The following is a 16,168-nucleotide window of genomic DNA, read 5'->3' as shown; positions in this document are numbered from 1 at the left end:
GATGACGACCTTCACCCTGGACGACCTACGTCACCTCTTCACCACCAGCGAGGGACTGGGTGGCAACCCGGCATTCGGGCCGGAGAACCTGGACGCGCCGCTGACCGAGCTCGGCTACGACTCCCTCGCCATGCTGGAGCTCGCCGCGGTGGTGCAGCGCGAGTACGGCGTACGGATGCCGGACGACTGCGTGATCGAGATGACCACCCCCCGCGCCACCATCGACTACATCAACTGCCGCCTCACCGAGGTGACCGCGGCATGAACGGGCACACCGACAACGCGATCGTGATCGATGCCCCGCTCGACCTGGTCTGGGAGATGACCAACGACGTGGCGAACTGGCCGCACCTGTTCAGTGAGTACGCGTCCGCGGAGATCCTCACCCGGAACGGCCCCACGGTCCGGTTCCGGCTCACCCTGCACCCGGACGAGCAGGGCCGGTCGTGGAGCTGGGTGTCGGAGCGGACGGCGGACCGCCGGACCCTGGAGGTCCACGCGCACCGGATCGAGACCGGCGTCTTCGAGTTCATGCATATCAACTGGACGTATCAGCAGACCGATGCCGGCGTGCGCATGCGTTGGGTGCAGGACTTCCATATGAAACCGGACGCGCCGATCGACGACGCCGCGATGACCGAGCGGCTCAACCGCAACACGGTCGTGCAGATGCGCCTCATCAAGGACAAGGTGGAGGCCGCCGCCCGGGCCGGAGCAGCCCGGTGACCGCAGCGGGCGCGCTCGCCGGGCGGCGAGCACTGGTCAGCGGCGGCACCAAGGGCATCGGTCGGGGCATCGTGCTGGCGATGGCCCGGGCCGGCGCCGACGTGGTCACCTGTCATCGCGCCGACGACGACAGCGCCGTCTCGCTGCGCGCCGAGCTGGCCGAGCTGCCAGGCAGGCACCACGTGGTGCGCGCCGACGTCAGCCAGCCAGCGGAGGCGCGGCGCCTGCTCGACGAGTGCGCGTCCACGCTCGGCGGGCTGGAGGTGCTGGTGAACAACGCCGGCGCCTTCCGCCCCCGGCCGTACGCCGACCTGGAATCAGACGAGTGGGCGGGCACCATTGCCGGCAACCTGACCGCGACGCACCAGCTGAGCCAGGGCGCGCTGCGTCTGATGCCGCCTGGCTCCTCGATCATCAACTTCGGCTCGACGGTCACCTTCGTCGGGATGGCGGGCGGTGTGCACTACACCGCCGCCAAGGCGGCGATCGTCGGCTACACCCGCTCGCTGGCCCGCGAACTCGGGCGCGAGGCGATCCGGGTCAACGTCATCTCACCCGGCCGGATCGACACCGAGGCACTGGACGCGCTCGGCCCCGAGGAGGCCGCCCGGCAGCGGGCGATCTTCGCCCGGTTCAACGCCCTGGGCCGGCTCGGCTCCGTCGCCGAGGTGGCTGCGGTGGCGGTCTTTCTGGCCAGCCCCGCTTCCGCTTATGTCACCGGTCAGAACATCCACGTCGACGGTTGCGTCTAACAGAGGGAGAACAGCATGGACTTTGGTCTGCAGGGCCGCAAGATACTGGTCACCGGCGGCACCCGGGGGATCGGCCGGGGCATCGTCCTGGCCGCCGCCGAGGCCGGCGCCGACGTGCTCACCTGCCACCGGAGTGACGGGCCTGCGGTGGACAGCCTGGTCGCCGCGCTCAAGGAGACTGGTGGCGACCACCACGTGGTCCGGGCCGACCTGGCCGAGGTCACCGAGGTCGACCGGCTCGCCGACGAGGCCCGGGAGCGTTTCGGTCGGCTCGACGGGGTGGTCAACAACGCCGGGGTGATCAGCCACATCCCGTACGCCGACCTGGCCGTCGAGGAGTGGCACCGGGTGCTCGACACCAACCTCACCGCGGCGTTCCGAGTCGTGCAGCAGTGCCTGCCGCTGCTCGGTGAGCGCGGCTCGATCGTGAACATCGGCTCCCGGGGGGCGGCCGCCGGTATCCCGCTGCGCGCCCACTACACCGCCGCGAAGTCCGCGATGATCGGGCTCAGCCGCTCGCTGGCCAAGGAGTACGGTGCCCGCGGCCTGCGGATCAACGTGCTCGCCCCGGGCGTGATCGAGACCGAGGCGATGGACGCGATGCCGCCGGAGCGCGCCCAAGGGCTGCGCGACATGTACTCGGGCAAGACCGCGCTGGCCCGGCTGGGCACCGTCCCGGAGGTCGCCGCGGTGGCGCTGTTCCTGCTCAGTGATCTCAGCTCGTACATCACCGGGGAGACCCTGAACGTCGACGGAGGGATCTGAGATGGCCGGCGAGCGCTTCCGGGTGATGCTCCGGATGCAGATAAAGTCCGGTCTGGAGACCGAGTTCGAGCGGGTCTGGCGGGAGGTCGGCGACTCGGTGACCACTCACCCGGCCAACCTCGGCCAGTGGCTGTCGCGCAGCTTGGACGAGGAGGGCATCTACTACATCGTCAGCGACTGGGTGAACGAGCCGCTGTTCCGCGAGTTCGAGACCAGCGACCGGCACCTCGAGCACCGCACCAAGCTGCATCCCTATCGCAGCGGCGGCTCGATGACCACCATGCACGTGGTCGCCCACCTGCCGGCCGGGACCGGAGCGTCCCGATGAGCGACCAGGTGCAGGTGATGGTCTACCACCAGGCGGACGACTACGACCAGGTGCTGGTGGCCTACCAGGAGTCCAGCCGCCGGATGGCGGGCACGCCGGGCCTGCTCGGCAACGAGCTGCAACAGGGCGTCGCGGACCGACGTAGTTTCGCCGTGGTCAGCCGGTGGAGCGGCTGGGACGACTTCGCCACCTGGGAGAGCAGCCCGGGACATCAGGAGCAGACCGCCCCGCTGCGGCCGTTCCGGGACCACAGCCGGACCCGGCCGTTCGAGGTGTTCCGGGTGGCCGCCCGCTACGGCGACCCCTTCCCGGGAGGTGACCGCTCGTGACCACGGCTCTGCAACGGCCGCCGACCACGCTCGACGACTGGCTCCGGTGCGGCGGGTGCGGCGAACTGACCTACCGGAAGCGGTTCATCCGCGATCTCGGGGTGTGTCCCGGCTGCGGCTGGCACAGTCCGCTCACCGCGGCCGAGCGGACAAGCCAGCTCCTCGACGAGGACACCGCCTCGCCGGTGCCGGTCCCCGAGACGGCCGACGACCCGCTGGGCTTCGCCGACCGGAAGCCCTATCGGGAGCGGGCGCGGCAGGCCCGCACGGCCACCGGGATGAGCCGCGGTGTGCAGGCCAGCCGCGGCACCATCGGCGGGTATCCGGTGGTGCTCGCAGTGATGGACTTCCGGTTCCTCGGCGGGAGCCTCGGAGTGGCCGAGGGCGAGGCGATCGTGGTGGCCGCCGAGATCGCGCTGGCCGAGCGGCGGCCGCTGATCGTGGTCACCGCGTCCGGCGGGGCGCGCATGCAGGAGGGTGCGTTCGCCCTGATGCAGATGGCCACCACCAGCACCGCGTACGGCGCACTGGACCGTGCCGGGATCCTCACCGTCACGGTGGTCACCGACCCGACGTACGGCGGGGTGGCGGCCTCGTTCGCCTCGCTCGGCGACGTCGTGGTGGCCGAGCCGGGCGCGCGGATGGGGTTCGCCGGCCGCCGGGTCATCGAGCAGACCATCCGGGAACAGCTGCCGGCGGACTTCCAGACCGCCGAGCACCTGCTGGCCCACGGCATGGTCGACGACGTGCAGCCGCGGGCGAATCTGCGCTCCTACCTGACCCGGCTGCTCGCGGTCACCGGCGGTACCCCGGACGGCTGGACCGCCGGCCGGCGCGACACCGTGGAACGCGACCCGCGGCGGCTGCCGGGGCAAGCCGCGTGGCAGGGCGTCCAACTGGCCCGGGAGACCGGCCGACCGACCGTCGCCGACCACGTGGCGCACCTGCTGGACGGCTTCGTGGAGCTGCGCGGCGACCGGGCCGGTACCGACTGCCCGGCGGTGCTCACCGGAATCGGTCTGCTCGACGGTCTGCCGGTCGCCCTGGCCGGGCACCACAAGGGCCACACCACTCAGGAGCTGGTGGCGCACAACTTCGGGATGGCGTCGCCGGCCGGCTTCCGCAAGGCCGCCCGGCTCTTCCGACTCGCCGGCAAGCTCGGCCTGCCGGTGCTCACCCTCATCGACACGCCCGGGGCCCACCCCGGGGCGCACGCGGAGGAGACCGGACAAGCCGCAGCCATCGCCGACAACCTGCGGCTGATGAGCGGCCTGGACGTCCCGGTGGTGACGGTGGTGACCGGTGAGGGCGGCAGCGGCGGCGCCCTCGCACTGGCGGTCGCCGACGAGGTGTTGATCAGCGCCAACGGCACGTACTCGGTGATCAGCCCGGAGGGGTGCGCGGCGATCCTGTGGCGCGACGCGGCCGCCGCCCCGCAGGCCGCCGAGGCGCTCGGTGTCCACCCGGCCGCGCTGCTGCGGGCCGGGATCGTCGACGGCGTCGTGCCCGAGCCGGAGGGCGGCGCCCACCGGGATCCGCAGGCCGCCTCGGAGATGCTGATGGACGCGGTGATCGGCGTGCTCGCCGGGCAGCTCCAGGCGGATCCCCGGATCCGGCTGCGGGACCGGGCGGCACGGTTCCGGCGGATCGGGAGGCAGCGATGACCGGAGTTCCGCCGGAGTCCTCGGCGATCCTGCAGGAGATGTGCCGGCACCTGGGCGGGCTGCTCGCCGCGGGCGGCGCCCCGGCCAGCCGGGTCACGATGGCCGCCGGGCCGGTCCGCCTCGAGGTGGAGTGGGCCGTGCCGGCCGTCCGACCGGCTGCCGCCCTGGCCCCGGTCGCCGGCGACGTGCCTGAGACGCCCGAGACGCCCGGGGCGGCGGTGGTGGCGCCGCTGGTCGGCACGTTCTACCGGGCACCGCAGCCCGGAGCGGCGCCGTTCGTGGCCGTCGGCGACCTCGTCGAGCCGGGGCAGCAGGTCGGCATCGTCGAGGCGATGAAGCTGATGAACCCGGTGCTGGCCGAGCGAGCCGGACGGGTGGCCCGGATCGTCGCCGGGGACGGCACCTCGGTGGAGTACGAGCAGCCGCTCGTCCTGCTGGAGCCGGCCGGGGAGGGGACCTGAGCATGTTCCACACCGTCCTGGTCGCCAACCGCGGCGAGATCGCGCTGCGGGTGGTGCGCACCTGCCGCGAGATGGGCATCCGTACCGTCGTCGCACACTCGACCGCGGACCGCGACTCGGCGGCGGTGCGCGCCGCCGATGGGGCGATCCAGATCGGGCCGCCCACGCCGAAGCGCAGCTACCTCTCGATTCCGGCGGTCATCGAGGCGGCCCGGGTGTGCGGCGCCCAGGCGGTGCACCCCGGATACGGCTTCCTGTCCGAGGATGCCGACTTCGCCGAGGTGTGCGCCGCCAATGACCTGGTCTTCGTCGGACCGCCGCCGGAGGTGATGGGCCGCCTCGGGGACAAGGCGGCGGCCCGGCGCGAGATGGCGTCGTACGGTCTGCCGGTGCTGCCCGGCAGCGCCGGCACGGTCAACTCGCTGGCCGAGGCGTCCGAGGTGGTCGACCGGATCGGCTACCCGGTGATCATCAAGGCGGCCGCCGGCGGCGGCGGGCGCGGGATGAGCGTCGTCCACTCCGCCCGCGACCTCGCCCGCGCCTACCGGGCCACCCGGGCGTCGGCGCAGGCGGTCTTCGGTGACGGCCGGGTCTATCTGGAACGGTTCTGCGAGCAGGCCCGGCACGTCGAGGTGCAGGTGCTCGCCGACCGGCACGGCACGGTGCTGCACCTGGGCGAGCGGGACTGCTCGGTGCAGCGCCGGCACCAGAAGCTGGTGGAGGAAGCGCCCGCCCCGAACCTGCCCGAGTCGCTGCGCGCCGAGATGGCGGCCGCCGCGGTCGCCGGTGCCCGGGCGGCCGGGTACGTGGGCGCCGGCACCTTCGAGTTCCTGGTGGCCGACGACGGTTTCCACTTCATGGAGATCAACTGCCGGATCCAGGTCGAGCACCCGGTCACCGAGATGGTGACCGGACTCGATCTGGTCCGCGAGCAGATCCGGATCGCCGCCGGCCTGCCGCTGGAGACCGGCCAGCACGACGTACTGCCCCGCGGCGTCGCCCTGGAATGCCGGGTCAACGCCGAGGACCCGGCGCGCGACTTCGCGCCGGCCCCCGGGACGCTCGACGAGTTCGTCCCGCCGGGCGGCCCGTTCACCAGGGTGGACACGCATGGCTACGCCGGCTGGCGGGTGACCTCCGACTATGACTCCCTGCTGGCCAAGGTGGTGGTCTGGGCACCGGACCGGCCGCACGCCATCGCGCGGATGCGCCGTGCGCTGGCCGAGTTCCGGGTGGCCGGCCGTGGGATGCGCACCACCATCCCGGCGCTCGGCAGGGTGCTCGACGAGCCGGACTTCATCGCCGGCATCCACGGAACCGACCTGCTGTCCCGGATGGAGAAATGATGCCCACCCCGACACCCACCCGGCCACTGTTCGATGACGCGTTCGTCCGGGACCCGTACCCGGTGCTGGCCGAGCTGCGCAAGCGGGCGGCGGTGCACCCGATCGAGACCCCCAACGGGCTGCGGACCTGGCTCGTGGTCCGCTACGCCGACGCCCGCGAGCTGCTCGTCGATCCGCGGCTGAGCAAGGACATGACGGTCGGGCATCGCTTCCTGGCGGATGCCTTCGCCGACCCCGTGAAACGCGCCGCGTTCCTGCAGGAGACGGGCACCCGGCGGCAGTTCCCCGCCGAGCTGGGCCGGCACATGCTGGACAGCGACCCACCGGATCACACCCGGCTGCGACGCCTGGTCGGGCGGGTGTTCACGGCCCGGGCGATCGCCGCGCTGCGACCGCGCATCGAGCAGCTGGTGACCCGGCTGCTCGACGAGGCCGCAACGTCTGATGAACCGGTCGACCTGATGGCCGCGCTCGCGTTCCCGCTGCCGTTCACGGTGATCTGCTGGCTGCTCGGCGTCCCGGCCGGCGACCAGGCGAGGTTCCGCACCTGGTCGAATCTGCTGGTTTCGGGGGCCGGCGGCGACGAGGTGCTGGACGCCAGCGAGGCGATGGTGGACTACCTGCGCGCGCTGATCGGCGGCAAGCGGGCCGGGGGCGACCGGGACCTGTTCGCCGACCTGGTCCGGGTCTCCGACGAGGGTGACCGGCTCACCGGCGACGAGCTGATCGCGATGGCGTTCCTGCTGCTGGTGGCCGGGCACGAGACCACGGTCAACCTGATCGGCAACGGGACGCTGGCACTGCTGACCCATCCTGGCCAGCGTGCGCTGCTTGAGGCGGATCCCGACCGCTGGCCGGCCGCGATCGAGGAGTTCCTCCGGTACGACGGCCCGGTCAGCAACGCCACCTGGCGGTTCACCACCGAGGCGATCATCGTGGGGGGAACGACGATCCCGGCGGGCGAGTTCGTGACGATCTGCCTCGGCGCGGCCGGCCGGGACCCGGACCGGTACGAGGAGCCGGATGTCCTGGACATCACCCGGGACCGGGCCGGAGGTCTTGCCTTCGGGCACGGTATCCACCATTGCCTGGGCGCGCCGCTCGCCCGCCTGGAGGCCGAGGTGGCGCTGCACGCGCTTTTCGACCGGTTCCCCCGGCTGCGCCTGGCAGTCCCGGCCGAGGAGCTGCCGTGGCGGCTCAGCCTGATGATGCGCGGTCTGCGGGAGCTGCCGGTGCGGCTCCGCTAGGCGCAGGTGTCCACGGGGCGTCGTGGACCTCGGACCGGGTCGCCCGTGTCCGGTTCGGTGGTGTCACCCCAGCTCACACCGGGTGGCAAGGTGCGCCGAGGGGTCAGGGCCGGTCGTCTGCCGTCAGACGCGGGGCCAGGTGGCGGATGCGGGGCCCGTCGGGATCGCGGTAGTCGAGGACGATGTCCGGTTGTGCGCTCTCCCCGGCACGATTGTCGCGTCCTTCCTGGTCGACCGTGTCGTCGGGTGTCCCGGTGGCAGCGGCGGTCACGCTGATGCTGACGCGCTGCACAGGGTGGTGCGACTCCGTGACCGACCCGCTCGTGATCACGACGACCGTCGAGTCGTGCTCCTGCCGCGTCGCCGCCAGGTCACCCGCGTCCTCCTGCGGAGACTGAGTCGGCAGGCAGTGGCAGGCCCGGCCCCGGGCGTGCAACGCCTGCGCCAGGCGATCGACGAGAGCGAGGTGCGTGTTCGGGCAGTCCATGATCACCTGGAGGTCGCGGCCGACCGATGCCGCCACGATCGCGTCGGCGATGGTCGTCAGCGCTGCCCGCTGGCGCGTGATCGCGGAAAAATCAGACACAGTCGTGCCCTTCAGCTAGGTGTTATCTCACTTCGCTGCTGGCGCGGTGTACCCGTTACTTGTTACATCGTCCGAGCTGGGCGCCGGTGAAGGTGCCGACGCCGCCGAGGACGTCCGTCAAGCTGTCCGTGATCGGGGTGGCCGAGGTGGAGGCCGCCGAACCGGGCGGGCCGGTGCGGTGGGCGGGGCGGCCGGTGTCGGACCGGTCCGGGATGATGGCGCGATGGCGGAGGAGTACAGCAACACCGGCGCGTTCCGCGGGGCGGCCTTCCGCACCGCCGACCTGGCCGGGGCCAGCTTCCACACCGTCGACCTGCGCGGGGCGAGTTTCCGTAACGTCGACCTGACCGGTGCGACCTTCCGCGACAGCGACCTGAGCGGGGTCCGGATCGTCGCGTCACTCGTCGCCGACCTGCGGGTCTCCGCCCACGACGACGGTGGCAGCCGGGTGGTGGTCGACGACGTGGACGTCACCGACTTCGTGGCGACCGAGCTGGACCGGCGGCACCCGGAGCGGGTCCAGTTGCGGGCGGTGCGGACGGCCGACGACGTCCGCGCGATGTGGGACACCGTCGAACGGCTCTGGTCGGAGACCGTCGCGCGGGCCGAGCGGCTGCCGGAGGCCGTACGCCATGAGCGGGTGGACGGCGAGTGGTCCTTCGTGGAGACGCTGCGCCACCTCGTCTTCGCCGTGGACGTCTGGCTCGGTCGGATGATCCTCGGCGAGGTCGGGCCGTACCCACGGGTCAGCCTGCCGCCCACCGACTATCCGCCGGCCGCCCTGCCGGAGCTGGGCGTCGATCCGGACGCCCGGCCGTCGTACGCGGAGGCGCTGGCGCTGCACGCGGACCGCCGGGCGCGGGTACGCCGGCTGGTGGCGACCGTGACCGACGCCGAGCTGGCGGAGCCGCGTACGGCGGTGCCGACGCCGGTGTGGGGCGAGGAGTCGGAGTCGGTGGGTGAGTGCCTGCGGGTGATCCTGGTGGAGCACTGCGCGCACCGGCGGTACGCGGAGCGCGACCTGGCGCTGCTCGAAGCGCATCCTCGGGAAAAGGTGTGATCCAGGTCACATGAAGTCGGATGTCGACGTGTCGATTCCACTGTCGCGCCAGCCGTGGAGATGGTGAAGGCCGGCGCGAGGCCGGCGACCGAAGGAGGCATCACCGTGCGACTCACGCTCACCACGTTCCTGACCCTGGACGGCGTCGTGCAGGGACCGGGCGCGCCCGACGAGGACCGCAGCGCCGGGTTCGACCTGGGCGGCTGGGTGCCGCCGCACTTCGACGAGTCGGTCGGCGAGCACATGACCGGGATCTTCGAGCGGGCCGACGCGTTCCTGCTCGGCCGCCGCACGTACGACATCTTCGCCGCCTGGTGGCCGAACGTCACCGACGAGGCGGACCCGATCGGCACGAAGCTCAACCGCCTGCCCAAGTACGTCGCCACCACCCGCACCGACGCGCTCACCTGGTCGGGCGCGGAACGCCTGGACGACGACCTGGCGAAGGCGGTCACCGCGTTGAAGGAGCAGCCGGGCCGGGAACTCCAGGTGCACGGCAGCGGACGGCTCGCCCGCTCGCTGATGCGGGAGGGTCTGATCGACACGTACCATTTGTTGATCTTCCCGGTGGTCCTGGGGCGCGGCGAGCGACTCTTCGCCGACGGCGTGCCGCCCACCGGGCTGCGACTGACCGACAGCCGGACCTCCGGCACCGGCGTGACCATGACGACCTACGAGAACACCGGCGCTCCGGTGTTCGGTTCGGTGGAGGGCTGAGGACGATGACCACCAAGTACATGCTGTCCGTGCACGGCGTCGAGGGCGCACCCGTGCCGTCGGCGGAGGACATGCAGCGCGCCTACGCCCAGGTGGACGCGTTCAACACGCAGCTCCAGGAGAAGGGCGCCTGGCTGTTCGGCGGTGGGCTCTGCCCGCCCGACACCGCCACCGTGGTGCGGGTGTCGGACGGCCAGGTGATGACCACCGACGGGCCCTTCGCGGAGAGCCGCGAGCACCTCGGCGGCTTCTGGATCATCGAGGCCGCCGACCTCGACGAGGCCCTGGAATGGTCCCGCCAGGCCAGCATCGCCTGCGAGAACCCGGTCGAGGTACGCCCCTTCCAGTCCGACACCTGACCGGTGACCGTCGGCGACACCATCACCGCCGTCTTCCGCGCGGAACACGGGCGGGTGGTGGCCACCCTGGTCCGCCTCCTCGGCGACATCGACCGCGCCGAGGAGGCGGTCCAGGACGCCTTCCTGGTGGCCGCCGACCGGTGGCCCCGCGACGGGCTGCCCCCCAACCCGGGTGGCTGGCTCGTCACCACCGCCCGCCGCCGCGCCATCGACCGGCTGCGCCGCGACGCCATGCGCGAGGAGCGGCAGGTGACCGCCGTACGCCTGGCGGAACGCCTCACCGACCAGCCGGAGGAGGACACCGCCGTGCCGGACGACCGCCTCCGACTGATGTTCACCTGCTGCCACCCGGCGCTCGCCCAACCGGCCCAGGTGGCGCTCACCCTGCGGCTGCTCGGTGGCCTGGACACCCCCACCATCGCCCGGGCCTTCCTGGTGCCCGAGGCCACCCTGGCGCAGCGGCTGGTCCGGGCCAAGCGCAAGATCCGCGACGCCCGGATCCCTTACCGGGTGCCCACCGACGCCGAACTGCCGGACCGGCTCCGACCGGTGATGGCCGTCGTCTATCTCGTCTTCAACGCCGGCTGGATCGCCGAGGGCGGCACCCTCGTCGACGCCGGCCTCTGCGGCGAGGCGATCCGGCTGGCCCGGCTCCTCGTCGAACTCATGCCCGACGAGCCGGAACCCCGGGGACTGCTCGCGCTGCTGCTCCTGCTCCAGGCCCGGCAGCCGGCCCGGACCGCCGCCGACGGCACGCTGGTGCTCCTGCCCGACCAGGACCGCAGCCGCTGGGACCCGGCGCTGCTCGCGGAGGGGCGCGCGCTGGTCCGCGCCTGCCTGCGCCGGGGCGCCCCCGGGCCCTACCAGATCCAGGCGGCGATCAACGCGGTGCACAGCGACGCCGCCACCGCCGACCAGACCGACTGGGGGCAGATCCTGGCCCTCTACGACCACCTGCTCACGCTGCAACCCACCCCCGTAGTCGCCCTGAACCGGGCGGTCGCCGTCGCCGAACTCTCCGGCCCGCAGGCCGCGCTCGACCTCCTCGACCGGCTGGACCTGCCGGCGTACCAGCCGTTCCACGTGGTGCGGGCGGAGCTGCTGGCCCGGGCGGGACGCACCACCGAGGCGGTCGCCGCGTACGACATGGCCCTCGGGCTCACCACGAGTGACGTGGAACGCGAGCACCTCATCCGCCGCCGCGCCGCCCCGGCCGACTGACGGGTCGCCACGCGACGCCGTTTCGGTCGACAGTGTCCCGGCCGGCACGTCGATACGCCGACGGGGGCCGGTCCCCGTCGGGACCGGCCCCCGTCGATCGGGTGTGACCGTGGTCAGGGCTTCCAGGAACCCGCGGTCTTGAGCTTGTGCTCGTACTCCAGGGTGCCGTTGTTGTCCTTGACGTCGAAGACGAGCTGGCCGGCGCGCTTGCTGCCGGTCGGCAGGTCGTTGCCGGAGGGGAGGAGCTTGCCGCAGCCGGAGAAGGCCCCGCCGATCCCGTTGGCCTCGGTGCCGTCGCTGGCGATCCACTTGAAGTAGAACGGGTTGATCGACCCGGTGCCCTTGGTGACCTCGGCGGTCACGTCGGCGATCAGGTACATGCCCTCGTCCGGGGCGGGGAAGTACTTCTTGCACGCGGTGGTGCTGGTGCGGAAGTTCCCCACGGTGATCCGGATGGTGCCCTCGTCGTCGTTGATGATGAGGGTGTCGCCGGGCTTCATGTTGGTCGTGTTGCCGTCGGTGACGCCCGCGTCCGGGGTGGACGTCGACGCCGGGTCGGTCGATGCCGGGTCGGTGGGCGCCGGGTCGGTGGGTACCGGGTCGATCGGCGCGGTGCTGGGCAGGCTCTTGGCGACGTCCTCGGCCTTCTGCGCTCCCTTGTAGAGCGTGAAGATCCCGCCACCGCAGCAGAGCAGCAGGAGCACGGCCGCCACGAGGCCGATGATCAGCCAGGTCTTCTTCTTCGAGTTGGGCGCACCGGGCGGCGGCCCGAACGGCTGCCCCGCGACCGGCTGGTACGGCGTACCGGGCGGCGGCGGGTAGGCACCGCCGGGCGGCGGCGGGTACGGCGAGCCGGAGACCGGGGGCTGCGGGGCGTACGGCGAGCCCGAGACGGGAGGCTGCGGGGCGTACGGCGAGCCCGAGACCGGCGGCTGCGGGGCGTACGGCGAGCCCGAGACCGGGGGCTGCGGCGGCGGGTAGGCCCCACCGGGCGGCGGGTAGCTGCCGGCCGGAGGCTGGGGCGCCCCGGACACGGGCGGCATCGGGGCGGTCGGGAACGGCTGCGTCGGCGGTTCCTGGGGCGGCTGGTTCGGGTCGTGCGGTCCGAACGGAGGCTGAGGGTGGCTCACCGTACTCCTTGGCACCTTCGAAAGGTCTTCAGTCGCACAGACCGTACCGGGCGGTGGCAAGCCGGCCCGCGACGCGTCAGCGCGGCAGCAGCACGGCGGCGGTGCGGACCAGGCCGGCGTCGACCACGAACCGGCCGGTGACCAGCGGCGGCGGGTCGGCGACCGGGGCGGCGTCGACCCGGGCCGGCGAGATCCGGGCGGTGAACGTCCCGGCATCCGGGTCGAGTTCGACGTGGGCGTCGTGGAAGTCGAGCCAGGTCCCGACGATCGGGTGCCAGATCTTGTAGACCGTCTCCTTGGCGCTGAACACCACGGCCGGCCAGGAGACGCCGCCGGGCAGCCGGCGGAAGCCGGCCTCCTCCTCGGGCAGGCAGATCAGTCGGCGTACCCCCGGGTCGAGTTCCTTGTGCCGCTCGGCGTCCATGCCGACCGAGCGGATCTCGGCGCGGCGGGCGACGGCCGCGGCGCAGTAGCCGTGGGTGTGGGTGATGGTGCCGACCACGTCGGTCGGCCAGACCGGGGAGCGGTCGGGCGCGGACGGGACCGCGTCGGCCGGCAGGCCGAGCCCGACCAGGGCCCGCCGGGCGCAGACGCGCCCGGCGGTGAAGTCACGCCGCCGGCTCTCCACCGCCCGCTCGCTGAGGCAGGCCAGCTCCGCCGGGAGCAGTTCGCCGTGCCAGTCGTCGGGCCCGGCCACGGCCACCGTCACCGCCGCCGGCAGCAGGTCACGCATCGCCGTCTCCTTCCGGTACGGGCACCGCCGGGTCGGCGCCGACTCTCCGGGTACGAGCGTTGCAGGCGCCGGCCACCCGGGGCATGGTGGGTGAACGTACCGCAACCGGGTAACGCCGGAGCGTCCCGGGACGCTGTTGGGGCGTCACCGATGGGAAATCCACAGTCGACGGCGTCGCGTGGCCGGTCGCCGGTGAGGAGGACGGGCGATGACAGCTGCGGGCGGAGCGACGGGGCCGGCGGCCGACGAACACGCTCCGGTCACTCCGGAGTGGAGCTGCGGCACCTGTGGTGACGCCTGGCCCTGTTCCGCCAAGCGGGCCCGGCTGCTGGTCGAGTACCAGGTGGACCTCGCCTCGCTGAGCGTCTATCTCGGCTCCTGCCTCGCGTCCGCCAGCCAGGACCTGCGTACCGCCCCGGTGTCGGCCCTCCAGGACCGGTTCATCGGCTGGCTGCCGCGCAGTCCGCGCCAGTTCTGACCACCGGTGGCCGCCCCGCCGGGGACGGCCACCGGTCGCGGTCAGGGTCGGCGGGGGCGCCGGGTGAGGGCGAAACCGACGACGCCGGCCACCGCGGCGAGGATCCCGCCGGCGGTGGTCCAGATCCAGCGCGAGCCGGGCTGGGGCAGCCAGCCGGTGAGGCTGCTCTGCTCCTCCTCGACCGGCCCGGCGGTCGGTTCCGCGTCGAGCACGGTCCCGGCCCGGTTGTTCGGCACCAGGGGCGCCGCCAGCTCGCCGTCGTCACCGGAGGCGCCGCCCTCGCCGTCGGCGGCGACCAGCAGGTCCACGTCGACCGGCTGGCCCAGGTCCGGCTCCGGCACGTCCACCACCGAGAGGCGGACGTAGTAGGTGCCGGGCAGCGGGTCACCGGACCACGGCTCGGCCCAGGGTCGCACCCGGCGCAGCGTGCAGCCGAGGGTGACGCTGGTGGCCGCAGCGTCCACGGTCGGGGTCTGCGCGCCGGCCGTGCAGGCCTGCCGGCGGCGCAGCCCGTCGAAGACCTCGACCGTCCAGGTCGAGGGGCCGCCGCGGGCCTTGGGGAAGGTCACCGTGGCGGCGATCTGGTGGGTCTGGCCGGCCTCGGCCGGGAACGACCAGTAGAGGTGGTCACCGGTCGAGGCACCGACCCGGACCGGCTGCCCGGCGGTGATCGCGGTGGCGGTCAGGAACGAGGTGCCCGCCTTGGTGACGGTGGCGGCACCCGGTGAAGGGGTGGGCGCCGGGGCGAGGGTCAGCCCGCCGGCGGCCAGCGCCGCGGCGGACCAGAGCAGGGTACGCATCCTCAGTTCTCCCTCCAGGTGGCGACCCACCAGCGGGTGAGCAGCCCGGCGACCAGCCCGGTGAGCAGACCGGCCAGGGTGAGCAGGAGCAGCAGCGCCCAGCCGCGGCCAAGGTCCGGCCCGTCCGGGGCGGGGGACGAGGCGACCACGTCGACGGTCAGCTCGACCGGCATGCCGGGGGTGGTGCCGGTGCCGGGGCGGGGCGCGAAGGCGTTGCTGACCACCAGGCAGACGGTCTGTGCGGCCTGCGTACCGGTCGGCTCCGGGGTCGGGGTGGCCGCCTCCTCCGCCGCCGACCAGCGCAGCCCCGCGGAGACCACGTCGGTACGACCGCTGCCGGCGTCGACGCCGCGGACGAGTTCCCGGCCGTCCGGCGCGACGGCCCGCAGCAGCACCCCGTAGTCGGGGTTGACCGGCCGGTCCAGCCCGACGCTGACCGAGGCGCGCAGCTCCTGCCCGGCCCGGACGGGCACCCGGTACCAGCGGTGCTCGGCGAACGCCTCCCGGTCGGTGTAGACGCCGGGCCCGAGCAGCGGCGCGTTCCCGCACTGCGTCGATCCGCCGACGGTGGTGGGGGTGGCGGTGTAGGTGTCCCGGGCCCGGTCCACCAGCTGCTTGATCCGCCCGGTGAGTTCGTCGGCGCTCTGCGCGGCCGTGTAGGTGCCGCCGGTCGCGCCGGCGATGCAGAGCAGCTGCCGGCGGACCTTCTCGTCGGGGGCCAGGCCGAGGGTGTCGACGACGAGGCGGGTGCCCTGGGCGGCGAGTTCCCGGGCGACCTCGCACGGGTCGGGCGGGGCGCAGGTGTCCTCGCCGTCGGTGATCAGCACGATCCGGCGGGCGGTGGTGCCGGTGCCGAGGTCCTGCGCGGCGGAGCGCAGCGCCAGTCCGACCGGAGTGAAGCCGGTCGGGCGCAGCGTCGCCACGGCCGCCTTGGCCTGGGTGCGGTCCACCGGGCCGACCGGCACGATCTGCTGGGTGTCGAGGCAGCCCTGCTTCTTGTCCTTGCCGCGGTAGGTCGCGCCGAGCACCCGGATGCCGAGCTGGGTCTCGTCGGGCAGCGCGTCGACCACCTCGTTGAACGCCTGCTGGGCGACCGCGATCCGGCTGCGCCCGTCGATGTCCCGGGCCCGCATCGAGCCGCTGACGTCGAGTACCAGCTCGACCTTGGGCGGCTCGGTGGGTGTCTCGGGGGTGTCGTCGTCGGCGGCGGCGGGCAGGGGGCCGATCAGCGCGGTCGCCGTCAGCAGCCCCAGCAGGACGGCCGTCGATCGTCTCTTGTTGATCACCGGGCGAGTGTAGTGAGATCCACTTTGGATGATCATCCGGGTGGGCGGTGGAAGAACCGTCCTGTCCCGGGGGTGTGACCGACCGTTAGCTGTCGGATGTAAACCATTTGGCGGGTGGCGCAACGGTCGGAAATCTGACGCAACCTCACCCGTTGTGTCACTGGTTCAGTGTGGTTAAGC

The 16,168-nt window shown here is 72.9% G+C and carries 20 protein-coding genes; 15 read left to right on the top strand and 5 right to left on the bottom strand.

The genetic code is table 11. The features are described from left to right. Position 1 precedes the first annotated feature (1 nt). Genes ABUL08_RS19855 through ABUL08_RS19810 form a run of 10 tightly spaced genes read left to right on the top strand, consistent with a single transcriptional unit; the run spans position 2 to position 7,618 of the window. A complete protein-coding gene (locus tag ABUL08_RS19855; RefSeq protein ID WP_350931421.1) occupies positions 2-265 on the top strand; it encodes an acyl carrier protein in 264 nt (87 codons plus the stop codon). After that, entirely contained in the window at positions 262-726 is a 465-nt protein-coding gene (locus ABUL08_RS19850; RefSeq protein WP_377522361.1) for an SRPBCC family protein, read from the top strand. Before ABUL08_RS19855 ends, ABUL08_RS19850 begins: the two co-directional genes overlap by 4 nt. Further along, positions 723-1,478 carry an SDR family NAD(P)-dependent oxidoreductase gene (locus ABUL08_RS19845; protein WP_350931420.1) on the top strand — a complete coding sequence of 252 codons (756 nt, stop codon included), beginning with the start codon at positions 723-725 and terminating at the stop codon, positions 1,476-1,478. The genes ABUL08_RS19850 and ABUL08_RS19845 overlap by 4 nt, the downstream gene beginning before the upstream one ends. A gap of 15 nt (positions 1,479-1,493) precedes the next feature. Further along, positions 1,494-2,243, top strand: coding sequence for an SDR family NAD(P)-dependent oxidoreductase (locus tag ABUL08_RS19840; RefSeq protein ID WP_350931419.1), 750 nt, complete (start codon positions 1,494-1,496; stop codon positions 2,241-2,243). Between the two features lies 1 nt (position 2,244). Beyond that, the gene (locus ABUL08_RS19835) at positions 2,245-2,571 is read left to right on the top strand and encodes an antibiotic biosynthesis monooxygenase family protein (RefSeq protein ID WP_350931418.1); all 327 of its coding nucleotides are present in this window, start codon (positions 2,245-2,247) and stop codon (positions 2,569-2,571) included. Next, on the top strand, positions 2,568-2,900 hold the full coding sequence (locus ABUL08_RS19830) for an antibiotic biosynthesis monooxygenase family protein (RefSeq protein ID WP_350931417.1): 333 nt from the start codon (positions 2,568-2,570) through the stop codon (positions 2,898-2,900). Before ABUL08_RS19835 ends, ABUL08_RS19830 begins: the two co-directional genes overlap by 4 nt. Beyond that, complete coding sequence (locus ABUL08_RS19825; protein WP_350931416.1) at positions 2,897-4,564, top strand: acetyl-CoA carboxylase carboxyltransferase subunit alpha/beta; 1,668 nt, start codon at positions 2,897-2,899, stop codon at positions 4,562-4,564. Before ABUL08_RS19830 ends, ABUL08_RS19825 begins: the two co-directional genes overlap by 4 nt. Continuing rightward, complete coding sequence (locus tag ABUL08_RS19820; protein ID WP_377522359.1) at positions 4,561-5,025, top strand: acetyl-CoA carboxylase biotin carboxyl carrier protein; 465 nt, start codon at positions 4,561-4,563, stop codon at positions 5,023-5,025. The genes ABUL08_RS19825 and ABUL08_RS19820 overlap by 4 nt, the downstream gene beginning before the upstream one ends. A gap of 2 nt (positions 5,026-5,027) precedes the next feature. Then, on the top strand, positions 5,028-6,371 hold the full coding sequence (locus tag ABUL08_RS19815) for an acetyl-CoA carboxylase biotin carboxylase subunit (RefSeq protein ID WP_350931415.1): 1,344 nt from the start codon (positions 5,028-5,030) through the stop codon (positions 6,369-6,371). After that, complete coding sequence (locus tag ABUL08_RS19810; protein WP_350931413.1) at positions 6,371-7,618, top strand: cytochrome P450 family protein; 1,248 nt, start codon at positions 6,371-6,373, stop codon at positions 7,616-7,618. The genes ABUL08_RS19815 and ABUL08_RS19810 overlap by 1 nt, the downstream gene beginning before the upstream one ends. A 103-nt stretch (positions 7,619-7,721) precedes the next feature. Here ABUL08_RS19810 and ABUL08_RS19805 read toward each other — a convergent pair whose 3' ends face one another. Next, positions 7,722-8,204 carry a hypothetical protein gene (locus tag ABUL08_RS19805; protein ID WP_350931412.1) on the bottom strand — a complete coding sequence of 161 codons (483 nt, stop codon included), beginning with the start codon at positions 8,202-8,204 and terminating at the stop codon, positions 7,722-7,724. Positions 8,205-8,427: 223 nt separating this feature from the next. Between ABUL08_RS19805 and ABUL08_RS19800 the strand changes: the two genes are divergently transcribed. From ABUL08_RS19800 to ABUL08_RS19785, 4 genes are all read left to right on the top strand, one after another. Beyond that, positions 8,428-9,264: a DinB family protein gene (locus tag ABUL08_RS19800; RefSeq protein WP_350931411.1), complete on the top strand. Its 837-nt coding sequence runs from the start codon at positions 8,428-8,430 to the stop codon at positions 9,262-9,264. 105 nt (positions 9,265-9,369) lie between these two features. After that, a complete protein-coding gene (locus tag ABUL08_RS19795; protein WP_350931410.1) occupies positions 9,370-9,981 on the top strand; it encodes a dihydrofolate reductase family protein in 612 nt (203 codons plus the stop codon). Positions 9,982-9,986: 5 nt separating this feature from the next. After that, entirely contained in the window at positions 9,987-10,340 is a 354-nt protein-coding gene (locus tag ABUL08_RS19790; protein WP_350931409.1) for a YciI family protein, read from the top strand. Positions 10,341-10,343: 3 nt separating this feature from the next. Next, entirely contained in the window at positions 10,344-11,561 is a 1,218-nt protein-coding gene (locus tag ABUL08_RS19785) for an RNA polymerase sigma factor (protein ID WP_350931408.1), read from the top strand. Positions 11,562-11,674: 113 nt separating this feature from the next. On the opposite strand, the gene ABUL08_RS19780 is transcribed toward ABUL08_RS19785, so the two are convergent. Both ABUL08_RS19780 and ABUL08_RS19775 read right to left on the bottom strand, forming a co-directional pair. After that, entirely contained in the window at positions 11,675-12,604 is a 930-nt protein-coding gene (locus ABUL08_RS19780; protein ID WP_350938734.1) for a DUF4352 domain-containing protein, read from the bottom strand. Positions 12,605-12,767: 163 nt separating this feature from the next. After that, on the bottom strand, positions 12,768-13,424 hold the full coding sequence (locus tag ABUL08_RS19775) for a 4'-phosphopantetheinyl transferase family protein (protein WP_350931407.1): 657 nt from the start codon (positions 13,422-13,424) through the stop codon (positions 12,768-12,770). Positions 13,425-13,632: 208 nt separating this feature from the next. On the opposite strand from ABUL08_RS19775, the gene ABUL08_RS19770 reads away from it, so the two are divergent. Continuing rightward, positions 13,633-13,902, top strand: a complete 270-nt coding sequence (locus ABUL08_RS19770; RefSeq protein WP_350931405.1) for a hypothetical protein — start codon at positions 13,633-13,635, stop codon at positions 13,900-13,902. 41 nt (positions 13,903-13,943) lie between these two features. On the opposite strand, the gene ABUL08_RS19765 is transcribed toward ABUL08_RS19770, so the two are convergent. Beyond that, positions 13,944-14,702 carry a peptidase gene (locus ABUL08_RS19765; RefSeq protein ID WP_350931404.1) on the bottom strand — a complete coding sequence of 253 codons (759 nt, stop codon included), beginning with the start codon at positions 14,700-14,702 and terminating at the stop codon, positions 13,944-13,946. Positions 14,703-14,704: 2 nt separating this feature from the next. Next, entirely contained in the window at positions 14,705-15,988 is a 1,284-nt protein-coding gene (locus ABUL08_RS19760; protein ID WP_350931403.1) for a VWA domain-containing protein, read from the bottom strand. Positions 15,989-16,168: the final 180 nt, after the last annotated feature.

The organism is Micromonospora sp. CCTCC AA 2012012 (assembly GCF_040499845.1).
Lineage (GTDB): Bacteria > Actinomycetota > Actinomycetes > Mycobacteriales > Micromonosporaceae > Micromonospora > Micromonospora mangrovi.
Note: the sequence above shows the minus strand (reverse complement) of the source record. Positions and strands in the feature narration are given on the sequence as shown.